This is a genomic window from Streptomyces sp. NPDC048696 (genome assembly GCF_043198895.1).
Taxonomy (GTDB): Bacteria; Actinomycetota; Actinomycetes; order Streptomycetales; family Streptomycetaceae; genus Streptomyces.
In genome coordinates, this window is record NZ_JBICVJ010000003.1 from 438463 (window position 1) to 458913 (window position 20451).

Sequence of the window (20451 nt, forward strand, 5' to 3'; positions counted from 1 at the left end):
GTTCCCCCTTGGTGAAAAACAGGCGATGTATGACGCCCGTAAGGTAGCGGTCCGCTACGACAACCCCGATACCGGAGGGGACTCTGTGGCCCTCATGTGACACTGGCCGCGCTGAAAGCGGGTCATAAACACTGCAACCGCCGCGTAGATGACGGAGACCGTGACCACCAGAGGGGCCGACTTGCCGTCAGGCGGCAGCATCAGCGCGGCAACCGCCGCCGCACCGACGAAGGCCACGTTGAAGAGCACGTCGTAGAGCGAGAAGATCCGGCCCCGGAACCCGTCGTCCACCGAGGACTGCACCACCGTGTCCGTGGAGATCTTCGCGCCCTGGGTGACCAGCCCCAGCACGAAGGCGGCGATCAGGATGGGTACGGGAGCGAACGAGAGCCCCAGAGCGGGTTCCAGCACCGCCGCTGCCGCCGCGCACACCGCCATCCACCCATAGGGGCCCAGCCGCGCCACCGCACTGGGCGTCACGACGGCCGCGGCGAAGAACCCCGCGCCCGAGATGGCCACCGCGAGCCCCAGCAGGGCCAGCCCGTCGGAGGTGCCGTCGGCCCAGGCGTACCGGCAGAGCATCAGCACCATGACGGTCAGGGCCCCGTAACAGAAGCGCAGGAGCGTCATCGCGGCCAGGACCCGGGCGGCCGACGGGCGTTGCCGCAGATGGCGCAGCCCGTCGACGAGCCCGCGTGCCGTCGTACGGATCGCCGTGCCCAGACCGGGCTGTGCCGACTCGGGGTCGGGCCCGAGGAGCGCGGGCGCGAGCCGCAGCGACCACAGGGCCGCGCAGAGATAGAGGAGGGACCCGAGCAGGACGGTCGCGGCGTCGACGGGAACCAGCAGGCGCACCCCGAAGGCGAGGCCGCCGCCGGCGGTCGCGGCCAGCGTTCCGGCTGTCGGGGAGAGGGAGTTGGCCATGATGAGCCGGTCCGCGTCCACGACCCTCGGCAGCGCGGCCGACAGCCCGGCCAGGACGAAGCGGTTGACGGCCGTGACACAGAGCGCGGAGGCGTAGAAGAGCGGGTCGGGCGCGGCGGCGACCAGGAGCAGCGCGGTGCAGCCGGCCAGCAGGGCGCGCAGCAGATTGCCGTACAGAAAGACCTGGCGCCGCTGCCAGCGGTCGAGCAGGACGCCCGCGAAGGGGCCGACCACGGAGTAGGGCAGCAGCAGGACGGCCATGGCCGAGGCGATCGCGGTGGGCGAGGCCTGTTTCTCGGGGGAGAAGACGACATGCGTGGCGAGCGCGACCTGGTAGACGCCGTCCGCCGCCTGGGACAGCAGCCGTACGGCCAGCAGATGCCGGAAATTCATCAGGCGCAGGAGTACGCGCAGATCACGCACGACGGGCATGTGTGCAAGCGTCACATATGAAGAGGGTCCCTGTGCCGGTGCGGCACAGGGACCCTCAACAGTGGCACGGAAGCCGAGACTTAGCGCTCGACCTCGCCCTTGATGAACTTCTCGACGTTCTCGCGGGCCTCGTCGTCGAAGTACTGGACCGGCGGGGACTTCATGAAGTACGAGGACGCGGAGAGGATCGGGCCGCCGATGCCGCGGTCCTTGGCGATCTTCGCGGCGCGGACGGCGTCGATGATGACACCCGCGGAGTTCGGGGAGTCCCACACCTCGAGCTTGTACTCAAGGTTCAGCGGAACGTCACCGAAGGCGCGGCCCTCAAGGCGCACGTACGCCCACTTGCGGTCGTCGAGCCACGCGACGTAGTCGGACGGGCCGATGTGGACGTTGTCCTCGCCCAGCTCGCGGTCGCGGATCTGGGAGGTGACGGCCTGCGTCTTGGAGATCTTCTTGGACTCCAGGCGCTCGCGCTCGAGCATGTTCTTGAAGTCCATGTTGCCGCCGACGTTCAGCTGCATCGTGCGGTCCAGGATGACACCCCGGTCCTCGAACAGCTTCGCCATGACGCGGTGCGTGATGGTGGCGCCGACCTGCGACTTGATGTCGTCACCGACGATCGGCACACCGGCCTCGGTGAACTTGTCCGCCCACTCCTTGGTACCGGCGATGAAGACCGGGAGGGCGTTGACGAACGCGACCTTGGCGTCGATGGCGCACTGCGCGTAGAACTTCGCGGCGACCTCGGAACCGACGGGGAGGTAGCAGACCAGAACGTCGACCTGCTTGTCCTTGAGGACCTGGACGATGTCGACCGGGGCCTCGGCGGACTCCTCGATGGTCTGGCGGTAGTACTTGCCCAGACCGTCGTGGGTGTGACCGCGCTGGACGGTGACGCCCGTGGAGGGCACGTCCGCGATCTTGATGGTGTTGTTCTCGCTCGCACCGATGGCGTCCGCGAGGTCGAGGCCGACCTTCTTGGCGTCCACGTCGAACGCGGCCACGAACTCCACGTCCTTGACGTGGTAGTCGCCGAACTGGACGTGCATCAGACCCGGCACCTTGCCGGCCGGGTCGGCGTCCTTGTAGTACTCGACGCCCTGCACCAGCGAGGCGGCGCAGTTGCCCACGCCGACGATGGCTACGCGAACCGAACCCATTCCGGTTGCTCCCTGTGTGTTCTCGACGAAGTCCTGCGGACGCAGGGCCTTCAGTTGGCGGTGTCCTCGGACGGATCCGGCCGGGTACTGTCCCGATGCCGGGGCAGGCCGCCCGTCTCTCCTGATGTGTGGTCCTGCTGAGCGGAGCCGGTGGCCGGGCCGGATCGCTGATCCCGCCCTGCCCGCTCGCTCTCGATGAGCTCGTTCAGCCAGCGCACCTCGCGCTCCACGGACTCCATGCCGTGACGCTGGAGCTCAAGCGTGTAGTCGTCCAGGCGCTCGCGCGTACGGGCCAGGGAGGCGCGCATCTTCTCCAGGCGCTCCTCCAGCCGGCTGCGACGACCTTCCAGCACGCGCATCCGCACCTCGCGCTCCGTCTGCCCGAAGAAGGCGAAACGGGCGGCGAAGTGCTCGTCCTCCCAGGTGTCGGGGCCGGTGTGGGAGAGCAGTTCTTCGAAATGCTCCTTCCCCTCGGCCGTCAACCGGTAGACGATCTTGGCCCGGCGCCCTGCGAGTGAAGCGGCCAGCGCGTCCTCGGGAGCGCTGCCCGGTTCCTCGATCAACCAGCCGCTCGCGACCAGCGTCTTGAGGCAGGGGTAGAGGGTCCCGTAACTGAAGGCCCGGAAGATCCCCAGTGAGGTGTTGAGCCGCTTGCGCAGCTCGTACCCGTGCATCGGGGCCTCGCGAAGCAGACCGAGTACGGCGAATTCGAGGATGCCGGAGCGTCTGCTCACCCTTCGCCTCCTCTGTCGCCGCGGACCTTTATGCCGTGCTGATGTATCGACTCGATACATCCTGACGATAGAACGGTGTCGCCCCTGCGACAAGAGGGGCCATCGTGAACGGCGTCACATCGTCAATTCATGGGAAGCAACTTGCCTGATTTGGGGTGAACTTCGGCCCTAGGTGGGTTTTGACCGTGCGTAGTCTGTGCGGCATGCAGACCACCGGTGGCCGAATGACGTCAGGGGGCGTCGGCGCGTACAGCGCCATCGGCATACCGGGTGCACAGCGGACGCGCTCCTCGCAGCGCTGGTCCGTGTATCGGGGGGACCGGAACTCACCAGTCGTTTTCAGGCGCTCTCGCCTGCCCGAGGAGTAGTCGTTCGATGAGCGAGCACCGTCGCAAACCGCCGGAGTCGCAAGGCGGCGGCCGGGCTGCCGCCCGGCGAGCCGCGCAGCAGCCGTCCGGCCGCCGCGCGGCCCCGGCCCGGGACGCCGTCGCAGGGTCGCCCTCCGCTCCCCACGGGGAGCCGCGCCCGGCCGGTGGGCGCGCCGAGGCGCGGCGAGCCGCCCAGCGAGGCGGGCGCAGACGCGGGGCCGAGTCCGGTGGCGGCGGTCCGGCGGGCCCCGGCGGACGGCGCGGCGGTGCGGGTCCCGGCAACCGGCGGCCCGGCAAGAAGCGCATCATCGACTACCCGCGCTACAACAAGCGCGGGTGGCGGCGCTGGATGCCGTCCTGGAAACTTGTGAGCGGGCTGTGCGTCGGCTTCCTCGGCACGCTGGTGGCGGTGATCGCCATCGCGTACTGGATGGTGAGCGTCCCGAACGTGGCCCAGGCGGCCCAGGCCCAGAACAACGTCTACTTCTGGGCCGACGGCTCCCAGATGGTCGCCACCGGCGGTGAGGTCAACCGCCAGATCATCCCGTACGAGAAGATCCCCGCGGCCATGCGGTACGCGGTGATCTCCGCGGAGAACAAGACGTTCGAGACCGACTCCGGCGTGGACCCGCAGGGCATCGCGCGCGCCCTGCTGAACATGGCCAAGGGCGGCCACACGCAGGGTGGCTCCACGATCACCCAGCAGTATGTGAAGAACGCCCGGCTCGACGACCAGTCGCAGACGATCACCCGTAAGTTCAAAGAGCTCTTCATCTCGATCAAGGTCGGTGCGACCAAGAAGAAGAGCGAGATCATGGCGGGCTATCTGAACACCGCCTACTACGGTCGCGGCGCCTACGGTCTGCAGGCCGCCGCCCGCACGTACTACAGCAAGGACGCCAAGGACCTCGATCCGAGCCAGTGCGCCTTCCTGGCCTCGCTGCTCAAGGGCGCCACGTACTTCGACCCGGCCGGTGCCACAGAGATCGACCCGGCCGCCACGCCCGAGCAGAACACCAAGAACGCGATGAACCGCTGGGCCTGGATCCTGGACCAGGAGGTCAAGGACGACCATCTGTCCGCGGCGGACCGCGCGAAGTACAAGCAGTTCCCGATGCCGGACAAGCCCAAGAAGAACGCGCAGCTCAGCGGCCAGATCGGCTATCTGGTCAGCCTGGCCAAGGCGTACTTCGTGAACAACAACACCCAGGGCATCACCGCCGCCGACCTCGACCAGGGCGGCTACGAGATCCACACGACCTTCGACAAGAAGAAGGTCCAGGCACTCGAAGACGTGGTGAAGAAGGTCCGCAAGGAGAACATCGACCCGAAGAAGCGGCCCAAGTACGACACGTTCGTACAGTTCGGCGCCGCGTCGGTGGACACCAAGAGTGGCGCCATCAAGGCGCTGTACGGCGGCGAGGACGCCACCAAGCACTTCACCAACAACGCCGACCAGACCGGTGCGCAGGTCGGCTCGACCTTCAAGCCCTTCGTGCTGGCCGCCGCCATGGAGTACGGCAAGCGCGACCCCAAGGGGCCCGCCGACCAGGGCGACTCGGAGCGGACGCCGGTCTCGCCCAAGAGCATCTACAGCGGTATGAACAAGCTGAAGATCAAGAACTACGACGGGACCATCTGGACCGACAAGGACGGCGGGCAGTGGCTGCAGACCAACGACGGCGATGAGTCCTACAACCCGCCCAGCTACGCCATAGACCTGCGGTACGCGATGCAGGAGTCGGCGAACACGCCCTATGTGCAGCTCGGCATGGACGTCGGCACCGACAAGGTGAAGGACGTCGCCCTCGCGGCGGGTCTGCGCAAGGACAGCCTGGCCTCGTCGAGCGTGCCCTCGTTCTCCATCGGTACCTCCTCCCCCAGCGCGATCCGGATGGCGGGTGCGTACGCCACCTTCGCCACCAGCGGGATGCACCACGACCCTTACTCGGTCGACAAGGTCGACAAGCAGGGCCGGGTCGTCTACCAGCACGACGACAAGGCGACCCGCGCCTTCTCCGCCGCGATCGCGGACAACGTCACCGACGTGCTGAAGAACGTCGTGGAGAAGGGCACCGGTACCAACGCCCAGCTCAGCGGCCGTGACGTGGCCGGTAAGACCGGTACGACCGACGGCAACCGGTCGGCCTGGTTCGTCGGCTACACGCCCCAGCTGTCGACCGCGGTCAGCATGTACCGGCTCGACGACAACGAGACCAACAAGAAGCGCGAGTTCCTGAAGATGTTCGGGACGGGCGGCCAGGAGAAGATCCATGGTGCCTCGTTCCCGGCCACCATCTGGCACGACTACATGGAGCAGGCGCTGAACGGCGTCCCGGCCGCCGCCTTCCCGACGCCCGAGCCGATCGGCGACAAGGTGTACGGCGGCGGCATGTCGCCCAGCCCGAGCGCGCCCCCGTCGCCCTCGGACTCCCCGAAGCCGTCCGACAGCCCGTCGCCTACTCCGTCGGTGACTCCGTCGAAGTCGCCGAAGCCCACCAAGTCCTGCGGCAAGTGGGACTGGAACTGCAGCGGCGGACCCGGCGGTACCAACGCCGGAGCCGACCAGGGCACCACGACCGGCAACGTCGGCGGTCCCAGCGGCAGCCCGTCACCCAGCAGCTCCAAACCGGGTAACGGACCTCAAGGAAATATCTTCGGCGGGCCGGGCGGCGGCTAACGGGTCCGGCGCACAGGGCTGAAAGTCAGGGGCGATGTTTCACGTGAAACACCGCCCCTCGGCTTTTCCACAGAGGTGTACGGCAGGATGTGCGGCATGACGAGCGAGACCAGTGCCCGCGTCGGCGAGGACCGGCGGGAAGATCCCGCCGAACCCGTCGTACGGCCCACGGAGCAGGACGAGGTCGCCGCGGCGGGCAGTGAGGTGCTGGGCGGTCCGGTGGGCCGCTGGGCCTGGGGAGCCGGTCACTGGCTCACGCCGGTCCGGGTGATCGTCCTCGTCGCGCTCGGCATGTTCGCCCTCGGGATGGCGCAGAAGGCGCCGTGCTACGACTGGGCCTGGTTCCGGGGAGCGAACTCCCAGTACACCCATGCCTGCTACTCCGACATCCCGCACCTGTATGCGGGGCGTGGCTTCGCCGACAACCTCGTCCCGTACTTCGACCGTCTCAACGGCGACATGGACTACCTCGAATACCCCGTTCTGACGGGGTTGTTCATGGAGGTGGCTGCCTGGATCACCGGCCCTGTCGGCGGATCCATGCAGCACCGCGAGCAGATGTACTGGATGGTCAACGCGGGCATGCTGATGGCCTGCACGGCCGTCATCGCCGTCTGTGTCGCGCGCACCCACCGCCGTCGCCCCTGGGACGCCCTGCTGGTCGCCCTGGCGCCCGCGTTCGCGCTCACCGCGACGATCAACTGGGACCTCTTCGCCGTCGCCCTCACGGCCGCCGCGATGCTGATGTGGTCGCGCGGCCGCTCCCTCGCCTTCGGCATCCTCATCGGGCTGGCGACAGCCGCCAAGCTCTATCCGTTCCTGCTCCTCGGACCGCTGCTGTTCCTGTGCTGGCGGGCCGGCAAGTGGCGGGAGTACGGGGCCGCCGTGCTCGGCGCGGCGGGGGCCTGGCTGGTGGTGAACCTGCCGGTGATGCTGCTCGCGCCCGAGGGGTGGAAGAAGTTCTACACCTTCAGCCAGGAGCGGTCCGTCGACTTCGGGTCGTTCTGGCTGATCATCTCGCAGCGTACGGGCAAGTCCCTGGACGTCGACATGGTGAACAACCTGGCGACGCTGCTGATGCTCGTGCTGTGCGCGGGGATCGCGGCGCTCACCCTCACCGCGCCGCGGCGCCCGCGGTTCGCACAGCTCGCCTTCCTGGTCGTCGCCGCGTTCATCCTCACCAACAAGGTCTACTCGCCGCAGTACGTGCTGTGGCTGATCCCGCTCGCCGCGCTGGCCCGGCCGCGCTGGCGGGACTTCCTGATCTGGCAGGCCGGCGAGGTGGTCTACTTCCTCGGGATCTGGATGTACCTGGCGTACACGATGAGCGGCGACAAGCACCAAGGGCTGCCGCCGGAGGGCTATCAACTGGCCATCGCCGCCCATCTGCTGGCGACGCTGTATCTGTGCGCGGTGATCGTCCGGGACATCCTGATGCCCGAGCGGGACGTCGTACGGCGTGACGGCGCGGACGATCCGTCCGGCGGGGTGCTCGACGGCGCCCCGGACGTCTTCGTCCTGGGGCAGGCGGCGCATCCGCCCCGGCACGCGGCGCAGCTGACCGAGGGCCCTCGGGTGGAGTGGGGAACGCGCCAGCCGGGCGTGTAGGAGAAACGACGAAGGGGCCCCTGCCGTCAATCGGCGGGGCCCCTTCGTGCAGCGCTTAGCGGTCGACCAGGCGGTCGAACTGCGTGGTGGTGTGCCGCAGATGGGCCACCAGCTCGTCACCCACCCGCGGCTCCTGGGAGTCCGAGGGGACGAACAGGATCGACACCTGCATGTGCGGCGGCTCGGCGAACCAGCGCTGCTTGCCGTCCCAGACGAACGGCGACAGATTGCGGTTGACCGTGGCGAGGCCGGCCCGGGCGACGCCCTTGGCGCGCGGCATCACACCGTGCAGCGCCTTCGGGGCTTCGAGGCCCACACCGTGCGAGGTGCCGCCCGCGACCACGACCAGCCAGCCGTCGGAGGCCGCCTTCTGCTGGCGGTAGCCGAAACGATCCCCCTTCGCGACCCTGGTGACGTCCAGGACGGCGCCCCGGTACTCGGTCGCCTCGTGGTCGCCGAGCCACAGCCGCGTACCGATGCGGGCGCGGAAGCGGGTCTGCGGGAACTGCTGCTGGAGCCTTGCCTGTTCCTCGGCCCGCAGGTGGCTGACGAACATGGTGTGCAGCGGCAGCCGGGCCGCGCGCAGCCGGTCCATCCAGGCGATGACCTCCTCGACCGCGTCCGAGCCGTCGGTGCGGTCGAGCGGGAGGTGCAGGGCGAAGCCCTCCAGGCGCACGTCGTCGATGGCGGAGTGGAGCATGCCGAGCTCCTCCTCCTTGATGCCGTGACGCTTCATCGAGCTCATGCACTCGATGACCACGCGCGCGCCGACCAGGGCGTGCACCCCGTCGACGGACGACACGGAGCGGATGACGCGGTCCGGCAGCGGCACCGGCTCCTCGCCCCGGCGGAACGGCGTGAGCACCAGCAGGTCCCCGCCGAACCAGTCCTTGATGCGGGCCGCCTCGTACGTGGTGCCGACGGCCAGGACGTCCGAGCCGAAGCGGCTCACCTCCTCGGCCAGCCGCTCATGGCCGAAGCCGTACCCGTTGCCCTTGCAGACCGGGACGATGCCCGGGAACTGATCGACCACGGACTTCTGGTGCGCCCGCCAGCGAGCGGTGTCGACGTACAGGGAGAGCGCCATGGACGATCCGGAACCTTTCTGGTGGCTGCGGTGTAGCGGAGGTGTGAGAGACGAGGTTACGCAACCATCAGCGACGCGACATGTAGATGTCGAGAGCCTTGTGCAGCAGCTTGTTGAGCGGGAAGTCCCACTCGCCGAGGTACTCGGCGGCCTCGCCGCCGGTGCCCACCTTGAACTGGATGAGGCCGAAGAGGTGGTCGGTCTCGTCCAGCGAGTCGGAGATGCCGCGCAGGTCGTAGACGGTCGCGCCCATGGCGTACGCGTCGCGCAGCATCCGCCACTGCATCGCGTTCGAGGGCCGGACCTCACGGCCGATGTTGTCGGAGGCGCCGTAGGAGTACCAGACGTGCCCGCCGACGACGAGCATCGTCGCCGCGGACAGGTTCACACCGTTGTGCCGCGCGAAGTAGAGCCGCATGCGGTTGGGGTCCTCGTTGTTGAGGACCGTCCACATGCGCTGGAAGTACGAGAGCGGGCGCGGCCGGAAGTGGTCGCGCACGGCGGTGATCTCGTACAGCCGCTGCCACTCCTCAAGGTCGTGGTAGCCGCCCTGGACGACCTCGACGCCGGCCTTCTCGGCCTTCTTGATGTTGCGGCGCCACAGCTGGTTGAAGCCCTTGAGGACGTCGTCGAGCGAGCGGTTGGCGAGCGGCACCTGGAAGACGTAGCGCGGCTGCACGTCGCCGAAGCCGGCGCCGCCGTCCTCGCCCTGCTGCCAGCCCATCTTCCGCAGCCGGTCCGCGACTTCGAAGGCGCGCGGCTCGATGTGGCTGGCCTCGACGTCCCGCAGACGCTTGACGTCGGGGTCCTGGATGCCGGACTTGATGGCGGTCGAGTCCCAGCGGCGGATGACGACCGGCGGGCCCATCTTCACCGAGAAGGCGCCCTGGTGCTTCAGGTGCGCCAGCATCGGCTGGAGCCAGTCGTCGAGGTTCGGGGCGTACCAGTTGATGACCGGCCCCTCGGGCAGGTACGCGAGGTACCGCTTGATCTTCGGGAGCTGCCGGTAGAGCACCAGGCCCGCGCCGACCATCTGGCCGTTCGCGTCGAACCAACCGAGGTTCTCCGAGCGCCACTCCGTCTTCACATCGGCCCATGCCGGGACCTGGCAGTGGCTGGCCGCGGGCAGGCTCTGGATGTATGCCAGATGCTGCTCTCGGCTGATGGTCCTCAGGGTCAGGCTCATGCGGGGCGCTCCTCGGCAGGTGTGTCCCCATGGGTACAGGGGCTCCGGCTCTCGCGCCGAAGCCTACTGCGCCCGGGGAGCGCCCCGACTGGCCGTACGGGCCCTGGGGGTGCGAGGAGGTCTCAGCCGCCGATCACACCGCCGAACAGGCCGCCGTGCGCCATGCCAAGGAAGAAGCCCACGGCGGAGGCGCCGAGGCCGAGGATCAGCAGGAAACGCTCCCGGGTCGTCGCCGAGATGAACTGTCCGTACGCACCGGTGAGGATGCCGACGAGGCCCGCCCACGAGCTGATCAGATGCAGGTTGTGGAAGAAGGCCGTGGTGAAGGCCACTGCGCCGAGCACCACGGTCACCGCCATGAAGGCGTCCTGAAGGGGGTGGGGCTTGCCGTCCGTGGCGAAGAGGGAGACGACGGACGAGTTCGATCGCATTGCCTGTGCCATGGGGCACCTCCTGGCGGAAGCGGAACGCGGCGAAGGGTAGCGCCGCGCACACCCGATGTGTACAGATTGCGTCCCCTCCCGGCCGGATTTCAACCGGAAGCGGATGTGCGGGTACTCTGTACGGTCTGCACCGGTGTCTGCCCTGGCCAGTACGCGGTCCCCCTCTTCGGATCGGGATTGTCAGTGGTCGCGGATACCGTTGCGTACGCATCACGACCCTCCTGCCACGGAACGACCGTGGCCGCTGAGTCCAAAGGAGGTGGGTTCCACATGCGTCACTACGAGGTGATGGTCATCCTCGACCCCGATCTGGAGGAGCGCGCTGTCTCCCCCCTGATCGAGAACTTCCTCTCCGTCGTCCGTGAGGGCAACGGAAAGGTCGAGAAGGTCGACACCTGGGGCCGTCGTCGTCTCTCCTACGAGATCAAGAAGAAGCCCGAGGGCATCTACACGGTCATCGACCTCCAGGCCGAGCCTGCGGTCGTCAAGGAGCTCGACCGTCAGATGAACCTGAACGAGTCGGTCCTCCGGACCAAGGTCCTCCGTCCCGAGACCCACTGAGCTTCCGCTCAGAAGTCATCGGGTTCCGAGTAGCAACACAGCAGCCAGCAGCAATCCCCGCCGAGAGGTTCACCCATGGCAGGCGAGACCGTCATCACGGTCGTCGGCAATCTCGTCGACGACCCCGAGCTGCGCTTCACCCCGTCCGGTGCGGCCGTCGCGAAGTTCCGTGTCGCGTCGACTCCCCGCACCTTCGACCGTCAGACCAATGAGTGGAAGGACGGCGAGAGCCTGTTCCTGACCTGCTCGGTCTGGCGTCAGGCGGCGGAGAACGTCGCCGAGTCGCTTCAGCGAGGCATGCGCGTCATCGTGCAGGGCCGGCTGAGGCAGCGGTCCTACGAGGACCGCGAGGGCGTCAAGCGCACGGTCTACGAGCTGGACGTCGAGGAAGTCGGCCCCAGCCTCAAGAACGCCACGGCCAAGGTCACCAAGACCACCGGTCGAGGCGGCCAGGGTGGCTACGGCGGCGGCGGTCAGCAGCAGGGCGGCGGCAACTGGGGCGGAGCCCCCAGCGGCGGCCCGCAGGGCGGCGGCGCTCCCGCCGACGACCCCTGGGCCTCCAGCGCGCCGGCCGGCGGCGGCCAGCAGCAGGGTGGCGGCGGTGGCGGCTGGGGCGGAAGCTCCGGCGGCTCCGGCGGCGGCTACTCGGACGAGCCGCCCTTCTAGGGCAGCCCGTACCCCCACTTCTTGATCACACAGGAGAAACACCATGGCGAAGCCGCCTGTGCGCAAGCCTAAGAAGAAGGTCTGCGCTTTCTGCAAGGACAAGACCGCTTACGTGGACTACAAGGACACGAACATGCTGCGGAAGTTCATTTCCGACCGTGGCAAGATCCGTGCCCGCCGCGTTACCGGCAACTGCACGCAGCACCAGCGTGACGTCGCCACGGCCGTGAAGAACAGCCGTGAGATGGCGCTGCTGCCCTACACGTCCACCGCGCGATAAGGAAAGGGTGACCGACTAATGAAGATCATCCTGACCCACGAGGTCTCTGGCCTCGGCACCGCCGGCGATGTCGTCGACGTCAAGGACGGTTACGCTCGCAACTACCTGGTCCCGCGTGGTTTCGCGATCCGCTGGACCAAGGGTGGCGAGAAGGACGTGGCGCAGATCCGCCGCGCCCGCAAGATCCACGAGATCGCCACCATCGAGCAGGCCAACGAGATCAAGGCTCGCCTCGAAGGTACGAAGGTCCGTCTGGCCGTTCGCTCCGGCGACGCCGGCCGTCTCTTCGGCTCCGTCACCCAGGCCGACGTCGCTGCGGCGATCAAGGCCGCCGGTGGCCCGGACGTGGACAAGCGCCGCGTCGAGCTCGGCTCGCCGATCAAGACCCTGGGCGCCCACCAGGTGTCCGTGCGTCTGCACGCCGACGTCTCCGCGAAGGTCGGCGTCGAGGTCGTCTCCGCCTAAGCGTTGCGCTCGGTAGAGCATGTGAAGGGCCGCACCCCCTGGGGTGTGGCCCTTTGCCGTTGGCGCGCCGACCGATGTTTCACGTGAAACGGCCGATGTTTCACGTGAAACACGACGCCTTGGCGTACGCGGTTCAGCGCGTCGCGCCGGTCACCAGCCAGCGGCCCGAGCGGGCGCGGAGCCACAGCGTCAGCATCCGGACGGCCATCATCAGGGTCATCGCCCACCACAGTGCGGTGAGCCCGCCGCCGAGCGTCGGGACCAGCAGCGCCACGGGGGCGAAGACGGCGAGCGTGAGCAGCATGGCCCGGGCGAGGTACGGGCCATCGCCCGCGCCCATCAGGACGCCGTCCAGGACGAAGACGACGCCGGAGAGCGGCTGGGAGAGCGCCACCACCAGGAGGGCGGGCACGAGCGCGTCCTGGACGGTGTGGTCGCTGGTGAACAGCGGCATGAACAGGGGCCGGGTGACGGCGATCAGCACGCCGAGCCCCACACCTGCGGCGATGCCCCACTCCACCATGCGGCGGCACGCCTGCCGTGCGCCTTCGGTGTCCTCCGCCCCGAGATAGCGGCCGATGATGGCCTGCCCGGCTATGGCGATCGCGTCGAGGGCGAAGGCCATCAGGCTCCACAGGGACAGGATGATCTGATGGGCGGCGATGTCGGCGTCGCCGAGCCGGGCGGCCACCGCGGTGGCGATCATCAGTACGGCCCGCAGCGAGAGCGTACGGATGAGCAGCGGCACTCCGGCCTGGGCGCTGGCGCGTATGCCCGCCGCGTCGGGGCGCAGCGAGGCGCCGTGGCGCCGTGCTCCCCGCACGACCACCGAGAGGTAGACGGCGGCCATGGCGAACTGGGCGATCACAGTGCCCCACGCCGAGCCGGCGATCCCCAGTCCGGCGCCGTAGACGAGCCCCACATTGAGCGCGGCGTTCATGGCGAATCCGCCGATGGCCACATACAGCGGCGTCCGGGTGTCCTGGAGGCCGCGCAGGACACCGGTGGCCGCGAGCACGACGAGCATGGCCGGGATGCCGAGCGCCGAGATGCGCAGATAGGTGATGGCGTACGGGGCGGCCGTGTGCGAGGCGCCGAAGACGTCGACGAACCAGGGGGCCGCGGGCAGGACGACGGCGATGACGGCGGCGCCGAGCAGCAGGGCGAGCCAGATGCCGTCCATGCCCTGGCGGATGGCGGCGGGCAGATCTCCCGCGCCGACGCGGCGTGCGACGGCTGCGGTGGTGGCGTAGGCGAGGAAGACGAAGACGCTCACGGCGGTGGTGAGGAGCGCGGCGGCGATGCCGAGACCGGCCAGTTGCGGGGTGCCGAGGTGGCCGACGATCGCGCTGTCGGCCATGACGAAGAGCGGTTCGGCGACGAGTGCGCCGAAGGCGGGCACGGCGAGGGAGACGATCTCGCGGTCGTGTCGGCGCCGAGTGTCCTTCGGTGCCACTGGGGCCTGTGTCATGGACTCAATCTAATCTTCCACAGGTAAGAGATGCAATGGACTTTGAGTCCTTACCTGGAGGGTGGAGCGCGGTTCGGCTGTGCGCCGTTTGTCGTGATCTTGGGCCAGCCGGGAAAGTTTTTCTCCCCCACAGCCGGTGGATGGAAAAACCGCAGGTCAGGGTGGTGACTTCGGGGGTGCTATGACTTTGTCCACAGTGCTGTCCCCCGGTCCGTGCACAGGTTCTGCGGGGTTCTCCACAGCATCTGGTCGGTCGTCCACATGGCCTGTGGATAACCAGATTGGCTGACGGTGCCGACGGGCCTAACGTGGACCGGCGCCCGACGCGCCGGAACCGGAGTCGGGCTTCTCGTTTTGTCAGTGTCGTGCCGTACAAAGAGTGGCATGGCTAGGTCCGCGGAGCGGACGGGAGGAGGTGGCCCGGTGAGCATTCCCGAGCCCTTGGACGACCCCTGGGCCGACAGCGGTCCGGGTGACCGTCTGCCCGTCTCCCGCCCCCGCCGAGCCGAAGGACGGGGCCGCGGCCGCGACGACCAGCACGACCGGGGCCGCGAGGGCGACTCGTGGGACGGCGGCTCTTCGGCGGCCTTCGAGCGCGTCCCCCCGCAGGACATCGACGCCGAGCAGTCCGTCCTCGGCGGCATGCTGCTGTCCAAGGACGCCATCGCGGACGTCGTCGAGATCATCAAGGGTCATGACTTCTACCGGCCCGCCCACGAGACCGTCTACACGGCGATCCTCGATCTGTACGCCAAGGGCGAGCCGGCCGACCCGATCACCGTCGCGGCCGAGCTGGTCAAGCGGGGCGAGATCACCCGCGTCGGCGGCGCCTCGTATCTGCACACGCTGGTCCAGTCGGTGCCGACCGCGGCCAACGCCTCGTACTACGCGGAGATCGTCCACGAGCGGGCCGTGCTCCGTCGGCTCGTCGAGGCGGGTACCAAGATCACGCAGATGGGATACGCGGCCGACGGCGACGTCGACGAGATCGTCAACTCCGCCCAGGCCGAGATCTACGCCGTCACCGAGCAGCGCACCAGCGAGGACTATCTGCCGCTCGGCGACATCATGGAGGGCGCGCTCGACGAGATCGAGGCGATCGGCTCCCGCAGCGGCGAGATGACCGGGGTGCCCACCGGCTTCACCGACCTCGACTCGCTGACCAACGGTCTGCACCCGGGCCAGATGATCGTCATCGCGGCCCGTCCCGCCATGGGTAAGTCCACGCTCGCGCTGGACTTCGCGCGTGCCGCGTCGATCAAGCACAACCTGGCCAGCGTCATCTTCTCCCTCGAAATGGGGCGCAACGAGATCGCGATGCGTCTGCTGTCGGCCGAGGCGCGCGTGGCCCTGCACCACATGCGCTCGGGCACCATGACAGACGAGGACTGGACCCGTCTGGCCCGCCGGATGCCCGAGGTCTCGTCCGCGCCGCTCTACATCGACGACTCCCCGAACCTGTCGATGATGGAGATCCGCGCGAAGTGCCGTCGGCTGAAGCAGCGCAACGACATCAAGCTCGTGATCATCGACTATCTGCAGCTGATGCAGTCCGGCGGTTCCAAGCGCTCCGAGAGCCGTCAGCAGGAGGTCTCGGACATGTCCCGAAACCTCAAGCTGCTGGCCAAGGAGCTGGAGGTCCCGGTCATCGCGCTCTCGCAGCTCAACCGTGGTCCCGAGCAGCGCACGGACAAGAAGCCGATGGTCTCCGACCTGCGTGAGTCCGGCTCCATCGAGCAGGACGCCGACATGGTCATCCTGCTGCACCGCGAGGACGCCTATGAAAAGGAGTCACCGCGGGCCGGCGAGGCCGACATCATCGTGGGCAAGCACCGTAACGGTCCGACCGCGACGATCACGGTCGCGTTCCAGGGCCACTACTCGCGCTTCGTCGACATGGCGCAGACCTGATCGGGTCCTGACGGACGGCTCCCGACGGGCCCACGCGTGTCGGGAGAAAACCGGTCGACGATGACATGGCGCGGGGATACACCTGGGCCATGACCTCATCACCGCACGCGCCGATCGTCCCCCTCATGACCACGGCCCCCGATGACCTGCTGCCCAGTACGCGGCGTGCTCTGATTCACCGCCTCGCCGTCGCCCAGTCCGAGGGCCGGGCTCCTTCGGTCGTCGCCGCCGTGGTGCGGGACGGCCGGATCGTCTGGACGGGCTCGCGCACCTCGGTCGAGGGACACGGTCCGGACGCCGACGTCCAGTACCGCATCGGCTCGATCACCAAGACGTTCACGGCCGTTCTGGTGATGAGGCTGCGCGACGAAGGGCTGCTCGACCTCAATGACCCGCTGGAGAAGCATCTGCCCGGCACCGGGGTCGGTGACGTGACCATCGCCCAACTTCTGAGCCACAGCGCCGGGTTGGCGGCCGAGACGCCTGCTCCCTGGTGGGAGCGGAGTTCGGCGTCGCTGCGGCCGGAGCTCAGTGACGTACTGGGGGACAAGCCGCTGCTGCACCCGGTCGGCAGGCTGCACCATTACTCCAACCCCGGTTACACGCTGCTCGGTTCGCTGGTCGAGGCGGTACGTGGGGTGTCCTGGGAGGAGGCGCTGCGCACCGAGGTCCTTGAGACCCTGGGACTGGACCGCACGAGCGCGCAGCCGGTGGCCCCGCACGCGGGCGGCTGGGCCGTGCACCCCTGGGCCGATGTGCTGCTCCCCGAGCCGTCCGAGGACCTGGGCGTCATGGCGCCCGCCGGCCAGCTGTGGTCGACCGCTGCCGACCTCTCCCGCTTCGCCGTCTTTCTCGCCGAGGGCGACGACCGGGTGCTGAGTGCCGCGAGCGTACGGGAGATGCGCACTCCGTCCGCGCCGCCCGAGGCGGGGGACTGGCGGAACGGCTACGGGCTGGGCATGCAGGTGACCCGGCAGGACGACAGCCGCACGCTCGTCGGGCACACCGGCTCGCTGCCCGGGTTCGTCGCCGGGCTTTGGATCAGCGTGGAGGACGGTGTCGGAGCGGTCACGCTCGTCAACGCCACCTCGGGGACGCCCGCCGCCGTCGCCGCCGATCTCGTACGGATCGTGGTCGAGGCCGAGCCGAGGCTCCCCGAGCCCTGGTGCCCCCTGCCCGAGGTCGACCATGCATTGCTGGAGCTCACCGGCCTCTGGTACTGGGGTACTTACGCCTATGGCCTGCGCCTGACCAAGGAGCGTGGGGTGGCGCTGGAGCCGCTGCGAGGAAGCGGGCGCGCGGCGCGATTCGAAGCGCTGGCCGACGGCACCTGGGTGGGGCTCAACGGCTACTACCAGGGGGAGATTCTTCGGGTGGTGCGCCGCCCCGACGGCACGGTGAGCCATCTCGACCTCGGCTCGTTCGCCTTCACCCGCGAGCCGTACGGGCCGGGGGACGCGGTGCCGGGAGGCGTGGACCCCGAGGGCTGGCGCGGGGTGTGATGTTTCACGTGAAACATGGCCCTGTCTCCGTGTGAAACAGGTCCCGCCGCGCGCCATGTGGCGCGCGGCGTGCCGCCGAGCGCTCAGAGGGCTTTCTTGAAGCCCAGATGGGATGCCTCGAACCCCAGCCGCGTATAGAAGCGATGGGCATCGGTCCGAGTGACGTCCGATGTCAGCTGGACCAACTGGCATCCCTGGCGCCCGGATTCATCGACCGCCCACTCGATGAGCCGCGTGCCGAGGCCGCTGCCGCGCTCGTCGGCGTGGATCCTTACGCCCTCGATGATCGAGCGGGTGGCGCCTCGCCGGGACAGGCCCGGGATGACCGTCAACTGGAGTGTGCCGACGACCCGTTCGCCGCGTACGGCGACGACCAGGTGCTGGTGGGGGTCTTCGGCCAGCCGCTCGAAGGCGGCGAGATACGGGGTGAGGTCGTCCGGCGACTCGCGCCGGGCGCCCAGTGGATCGTCCGCGAGCATCGCGACGATCGCCGGGATGTCCGCCGGCTCCGCCCGCCGTATCGCAAGATCACTCATGCCCCGGAGACTACGCCGGGACCCGGAGTTCCTCGACGGCTGTGACCAGCGGGGCGAGCTCCGGGTTCAGCGCGGCCTCGTCCAGCGCCTCGCGCAAAGCCCGGTCGTTGGTGGGCCGGGCCGCGGCGAGCAGTTCCTGACCGGACTCCGTGACATCGGTGTAGATGCCCCGACGGTCGGTGTCGCAGAGGTACCGGGTGAGCAGCCCTCGGTCCTCCAGGCGGGTGACCAGCCGGGTGGTGGCGGACTGGCTCAGCACGACGGCGTCCGCGACCTGCTTCATCTGAAGATGGCCGCCGGGGCCGCTGTGCTGGCGGCTGAGGACGTCGAGCAGCGAGTACTCACGCACGCTCAGCCCGTGCCCGGACTGCAGGGCCCGCTCGATATGGGCCTCGATCCTCCCGTGCAGCAGGGAGAGGGCGCACCAGCCCTGGGAGAGGGCGGTGAGCGCGGGGTCCGTCGCTGTCATGCGTCTGTCCTCCGTCCGGAGCGGCTTGAGACCAGGATAGGCCACGAGCGCAATAGCCCGCGCTTGCAATTAGTCAGCGTCTGCAATTATTGTGGACGCTTGTAAGGCGCACGTGCAATCTCCTGGAAAGGTGAATCCATGCCACTCGCGCTCCTAGCCCTCGCCATCGGGGCGTTCGGGATCGGCACCACCGAATTCGTGATCATGGGATTGCTCCCCGAGGTTGCCGACACCTTCGACGTCACCATCCCCACCGCGGGCTACCTGGTCACCGGATACGCGCTGGGCGTGGTGCTCGGCGCCCCGCTGATGACCGTGCTGGGCACCAAGATCTCCCGCAAGCGCATGCTGATGCTGCTGATGGGCTTCTTCATCGTCGGCAATGTGCTCTCCGCCGTCGCCCCCGTCTTCGGGCTGATGCTGGCCGGACGGATCGTCGCCTCCCTCGCCCACGGCGCGTTCTTCGGCATCGGATCGGTCGTCGCGGCCGACCTGGTCGCGCCGCAGAAGAAGGCCGGAGCCATCGCGATGATGTTCACCGGTCTGACCGTCGCCAATGTGGTCGGCGTCCCCCTGGGCACCCTCGTCGGCCAGCAGATCGGCTGGCGCACGACGTTCTTCATCGTGGCCGCGCTCGGTGTGCTCGGGCTGCTCGGCGTCGCCAAGCTCGTCCCCGACATGCCGAAGGCCGAGGGTGTCCGGCTGCGCCATGAGATCGCCGCGTTCCGCAATGTGCAGGTGCTGCTCGCGATGGCGATGACCGTGCTCGGCTTCGGCGGGGTCTTCGCCGCGATCACCTACGTCACCCCGATGATGACCCACGTCACCGGCTATGCCGACACCTCCGTCACCTGGCTCCTCGTCCTGTTCGGACTCGGCATGGTCGCCGGGAACCTGATCGGCGGCCGGTTCGCGGACCGGGCCCTGATGCCGATGCTCTATGTGTCGCTCAGCGGGCTCGCCGTCGTGCTCGCGCTGTTCACCCTCACCGCGCACGACAAGACGGCCTCGGCCGTCACCGTCTTCCTGATCGGCGCTCTCGGGTTCGCGAGCGTGCCGCCGCTGCAGAAGCGGGTCCTCGACCAGGCCGCGGGTGCCCCCACCCTCGCCTCCGCCATGAACATCGGCGCCTTCAACCTCGGCAACGCGCTCTCCGCCTGGCTGGGCGGACTCGTGATCTCGGCCGGACTCGGCTACACCGCTCCGAACTGGGTCGGCGCCGCGCTCGCCGCCTCGGCGGTCGTCCTCGCCGTCGTCTCCAGCGGCCTGGAACGGCGTACGGCGAAGGAGGGCGGTCGGATCGTCGCGAGCGCCGCTCCCGCACCGGCTCCTGTCCCCGCCGGTCGCCGCTGACCGCCCACTGGGGCTGTCACCGCCCGACGGGCGAACGCCCCACAGGTCGACAGCCCGAACCGCACCACTGCCTCAACCGCACCACCGCACCAAGGAGTTACCCCTCATGACCGTCACCGCCACCCCCGCCGCCGTCGCCCCGCTCACCACCCGGGACGCCGAAGCCCTCGTCGAGGCGGCGCGGGCCGCCGCCGAGGACGCCGCAGTCCCGGTCGCCGTCACCGTGCTGGACGCGGGCGGTCATCTGCTGGCCTTCCGCCGGGACGACCGTGCCGTGCTGATCGCGGGCGAGACCAGCACCCGCAAGGCGTACACCGCGCTCCAGCTCAACGCCGCGACCGCCGACCTGGTCGACGCGGTGCAGCCGGGCGGGCTGTTCCACACCCTGCCGACCGCGCTCGACCGGCCGCTGCTCTTCATCGCGGGCGGTGTCCCCGTCCACCGCGACGGCCGGCTCATCGGGGCCATCGGCGTGGGTGGCGGCGCCCCGGAACAGGACCACGGCTTCGCCACGGAGGCGGTGCGCCGCCTCGGCCTCGGTGGCTGACCACGGGCCTCCGTAACGGCACGACAGCCCCCACAACGGCACGACGCGGCCTCCATACGGGCAGG

19 protein-coding genes are annotated in these 20451 nt (G+C 68.8%); 10 read left to right on the top strand and 9 right to left on the bottom strand.

The features are described from left to right. Positions 1 to 54: 54 nt before the first annotated feature. From ACGFRG_RS08270 to ACGFRG_RS08280, 3 genes are all read right to left on the bottom strand, one after another. A complete protein-coding gene (locus ACGFRG_RS08270; RefSeq protein ID WP_393262473.1) occupies positions 55 to 1356 on the bottom strand; it encodes an MFS transporter in 1302 nt (433 codons plus the stop codon). Positions 1357 to 1436: 80 nt separating this feature from the next. Next, complete coding sequence (locus tag ACGFRG_RS08275; RefSeq protein ID WP_361423075.1) at positions 1437 to 2519, bottom strand: inositol-3-phosphate synthase; 1083 nt, start codon at positions 2517 to 2519, stop codon at positions 1437 to 1439. Positions 2520 to 2569: 50 nt separating this feature from the next. Then, positions 2570 to 3253: a PadR family transcriptional regulator gene (locus ACGFRG_RS08280; RefSeq protein ID WP_188276669.1), complete on the bottom strand. Its 684-nt coding sequence runs from the start codon at positions 3251 to 3253 to the stop codon at positions 2570 to 2572. A gap of 375 nt (positions 3254 to 3628) precedes the next feature. On the opposite strand from ACGFRG_RS08280, the gene ACGFRG_RS08285 reads away from it, so the two are divergent. Both ACGFRG_RS08285 and ACGFRG_RS08290 read left to right on the top strand, forming a co-directional pair. After that, the gene (locus ACGFRG_RS08285; RefSeq protein WP_393262475.1) at positions 3629 to 6301 is read left to right on the top strand and encodes a transglycosylase domain-containing protein; all 2673 of its coding nucleotides are present in this window, start codon (positions 3629 to 3631) and stop codon (positions 6299 to 6301) included. Between the two features lie 96 nt (positions 6302 to 6397). After that, positions 6398 to 7909, top strand: a complete 1512-nt coding sequence (locus tag ACGFRG_RS08290) for a glycosyltransferase family 87 protein (protein WP_393262477.1) — start codon at positions 6398 to 6400, stop codon at positions 7907 to 7909. A 55-nt stretch (positions 7910 to 7964) separates the two neighbouring features. Here the strand turns inward: ACGFRG_RS08290 and ACGFRG_RS08295 are convergent, their stop codons facing one another. The 3 genes from ACGFRG_RS08295 to ACGFRG_RS08305 all read right to left on the bottom strand — a co-directional run bounded on the left by ACGFRG_RS08295 (position 7965) and on the right by ACGFRG_RS08305 (position 10625). Beyond that, a complete protein-coding gene (locus ACGFRG_RS08295) occupies positions 7965 to 8996 on the bottom strand; it encodes an alanine racemase (RefSeq protein WP_361423067.1) in 1032 nt (343 codons plus the stop codon). Between the two features lie 67 nt (positions 8997 to 9063). After that, the gene (locus ACGFRG_RS08300) at positions 9064 to 10182 is read right to left on the bottom strand and encodes a peptidoglycan bridge formation glycyltransferase FemA/FemB family protein (protein WP_188276665.1); all 1119 of its coding nucleotides are present in this window, start codon (positions 10180 to 10182) and stop codon (positions 9064 to 9066) included. 122 nt (positions 10183 to 10304) lie between these two features. Beyond that, on the bottom strand, positions 10305 to 10625 hold the full coding sequence (locus ACGFRG_RS08305) for a hypothetical protein (protein WP_361423063.1): 321 nt from the start codon (positions 10623 to 10625) through the stop codon (positions 10305 to 10307). Between the two features lie 270 nt (positions 10626 to 10895). On the opposite strand from ACGFRG_RS08305, the gene rpsF reads away from it, so the two are divergent. From rpsF to rplI, 4 genes are all read left to right on the top strand, one after another. Next, on the top strand, positions 10896 to 11186 hold the full coding sequence (gene rpsF / locus ACGFRG_RS08310) for a 30S ribosomal protein S6 (protein ID WP_067162183.1): 291 nt from the start codon (positions 10896 to 10898) through the stop codon (positions 11184 to 11186). Between the two features lie 75 nt (positions 11187 to 11261). Further along, on the top strand, positions 11262 to 11852 hold the full coding sequence (locus tag ACGFRG_RS08315) for a single-stranded DNA-binding protein (protein WP_361423060.1): 591 nt from the start codon (positions 11262 to 11264) through the stop codon (positions 11850 to 11852). 43 nt (positions 11853 to 11895) lie between these two features. After that, on the top strand, positions 11896 to 12132 hold the full coding sequence (gene rpsR / locus ACGFRG_RS08320) for a 30S ribosomal protein S18 (protein ID WP_005315025.1): 237 nt from the start codon (positions 11896 to 11898) through the stop codon (positions 12130 to 12132). Between the two features lie 18 nt (positions 12133 to 12150). Next, positions 12151 to 12597 (top strand): 50S ribosomal protein L9, encoded by a 447-nt coding sequence (gene rplI / locus ACGFRG_RS08325; protein WP_361423057.1) that lies wholly within the window; start codon positions 12151 to 12153, stop codon positions 12595 to 12597. A gap of 133 nt (positions 12598 to 12730) precedes the next feature. Here the strand turns inward: rplI and ACGFRG_RS08330 are convergent, their stop codons facing one another. Further along, the gene (locus ACGFRG_RS08330; RefSeq protein WP_393262482.1) at positions 12731 to 14068 is read right to left on the bottom strand and encodes an MATE family efflux transporter; all 1338 of its coding nucleotides are present in this window, start codon (positions 14066 to 14068) and stop codon (positions 12731 to 12733) included. Between the two features lie 441 nt (positions 14069 to 14509). Between ACGFRG_RS08330 and dnaB the strand changes: the two genes are divergently transcribed. Both dnaB and ACGFRG_RS08340 read left to right on the top strand, forming a co-directional pair. Continuing rightward, positions 14510 to 15979 carry a replicative DNA helicase gene (gene dnaB / locus ACGFRG_RS08335; protein ID WP_393262725.1) on the top strand — a complete coding sequence of 490 codons (1470 nt, stop codon included), beginning with the start codon at positions 14510 to 14512 and terminating at the stop codon, positions 15977 to 15979. A 125-nt stretch (positions 15980 to 16104) separates the two neighbouring features. Next, complete coding sequence (locus tag ACGFRG_RS08340) at positions 16105 to 17481, top strand: serine hydrolase domain-containing protein (RefSeq protein ID WP_393262728.1); 1377 nt, start codon at positions 16105 to 16107, stop codon at positions 17479 to 17481. Positions 17482 to 17564: 83 nt separating this feature from the next. Here the strand turns inward: ACGFRG_RS08340 and ACGFRG_RS08345 are convergent, their stop codons facing one another. Then, complete coding sequence (locus ACGFRG_RS08345) at positions 17565 to 18017, bottom strand: GNAT family N-acetyltransferase (RefSeq protein ID WP_361423048.1); 453 nt, start codon at positions 18015 to 18017, stop codon at positions 17565 to 17567. Positions 18018 to 18027: 10 nt separating this feature from the next. Beyond that, complete coding sequence (locus ACGFRG_RS08350; RefSeq protein WP_393262486.1) at positions 18028 to 18486, bottom strand: MarR family winged helix-turn-helix transcriptional regulator; 459 nt, start codon at positions 18484 to 18486, stop codon at positions 18028 to 18030. Positions 18487 to 18624: 138 nt separating this feature from the next. Between ACGFRG_RS08350 and ACGFRG_RS08355 the strand changes: the two genes are divergently transcribed. Both ACGFRG_RS08355 and ACGFRG_RS08360 read left to right on the top strand, forming a co-directional pair. Continuing rightward, positions 18625 to 19839: an MFS transporter gene (locus ACGFRG_RS08355; RefSeq protein ID WP_361423042.1), complete on the top strand. Its 1215-nt coding sequence runs from the start codon at positions 18625 to 18627 to the stop codon at positions 19837 to 19839. A gap of 106 nt (positions 19840 to 19945) precedes the next feature. Next, positions 19946 to 20386 (top strand): heme-binding protein, encoded by a 441-nt coding sequence (locus ACGFRG_RS08360; protein ID WP_361423039.1) that lies wholly within the window; start codon positions 19946 to 19948, stop codon positions 20384 to 20386. Positions 20387 to 20451: the final 65 nt, after the last annotated feature.

Coding starts and splice junctions, on each gene's coding strand:
- ACGFRG_RS08270 (WP_393262473.1), bottom strand. CDS start 1,356: ATGCCCGTCGTGCGTGATCTGCGCGTACTCCTGCGCCTGATGAATTTC.
- ACGFRG_RS08275 (WP_361423075.1), bottom strand. CDS start 2,519: ATGGGTTCGGTTCGCGTAGCCATCGTCGGCGTGGGCAACTGCGCCGCC.
- ACGFRG_RS08285 (WP_393262475.1), top strand. CDS start 3,629: ATGAGCGAGCACCGTCGCAAACCGCCGGAGTCGCAAGGCGGCGGCCGG.
- ACGFRG_RS08290 (WP_393262477.1), top strand. CDS start 6,398: ATGACGAGCGAGACCAGTGCCCGCGTCGGCGAGGACCGGCGGGAAGAT.
- ACGFRG_RS08295 (WP_361423067.1), bottom strand. CDS start 8,996: ATGGCGCTCTCCCTGTACGTCGACACCGCTCGCTGGCGGGCGCACCAG.
- ACGFRG_RS08300 (WP_188276665.1), bottom strand. CDS start 10,182: ATGAGCCTGACCCTGAGGACCATCAGCCGAGAGCAGCATCTGGCATAC.
- ACGFRG_RS08305 (WP_361423063.1), bottom strand. CDS start 10,625: ATGGCACAGGCAATGCGATCGAACTCGTCCGTCGTCTCCCTCTTCGCC.
- rpsF (WP_067162183.1), top strand. CDS start 10,896: ATGCGTCACTACGAGGTGATGGTCATCCTCGACCCCGATCTGGAGGAG.
- ACGFRG_RS08315 (WP_361423060.1), top strand. CDS start 11,262: ATGGCAGGCGAGACCGTCATCACGGTCGTCGGCAATCTCGTCGACGAC.
- rpsR (WP_005315025.1), top strand. CDS start 11,896: ATGGCGAAGCCGCCTGTGCGCAAGCCTAAGAAGAAGGTCTGCGCTTTC.
- rplI (WP_361423057.1), top strand. CDS start 12,151: ATGAAGATCATCCTGACCCACGAGGTCTCTGGCCTCGGCACCGCCGGC.
- ACGFRG_RS08330 (WP_393262482.1), bottom strand. CDS start 14,068: ATGACACAGGCCCCAGTGGCACCGAAGGACACTCGGCGCCGACACGAC.
- ACGFRG_RS08340 (WP_393262728.1), top strand. CDS start 16,105: ATGACCACGGCCCCCGATGACCTGCTGCCCAGTACGCGGCGTGCTCTG.
- ACGFRG_RS08345 (WP_361423048.1), bottom strand. CDS start 18,017: ATGAGTGATCTTGCGATACGGCGGGCGGAGCCGGCGGACATCCCGGCG.
- ACGFRG_RS08350 (WP_393262486.1), bottom strand. CDS start 18,486: ATGACAGCGACGGACCCCGCGCTCACCGCCCTCTCCCAGGGCTGGTGC.
- ACGFRG_RS08355 (WP_361423042.1), top strand. CDS start 18,625: ATGCCACTCGCGCTCCTAGCCCTCGCCATCGGGGCGTTCGGGATCGGC.
- ACGFRG_RS08360 (WP_361423039.1), top strand. CDS start 19,946: ATGACCGTCACCGCCACCCCCGCCGCCGTCGCCCCGCTCACCACCCGG.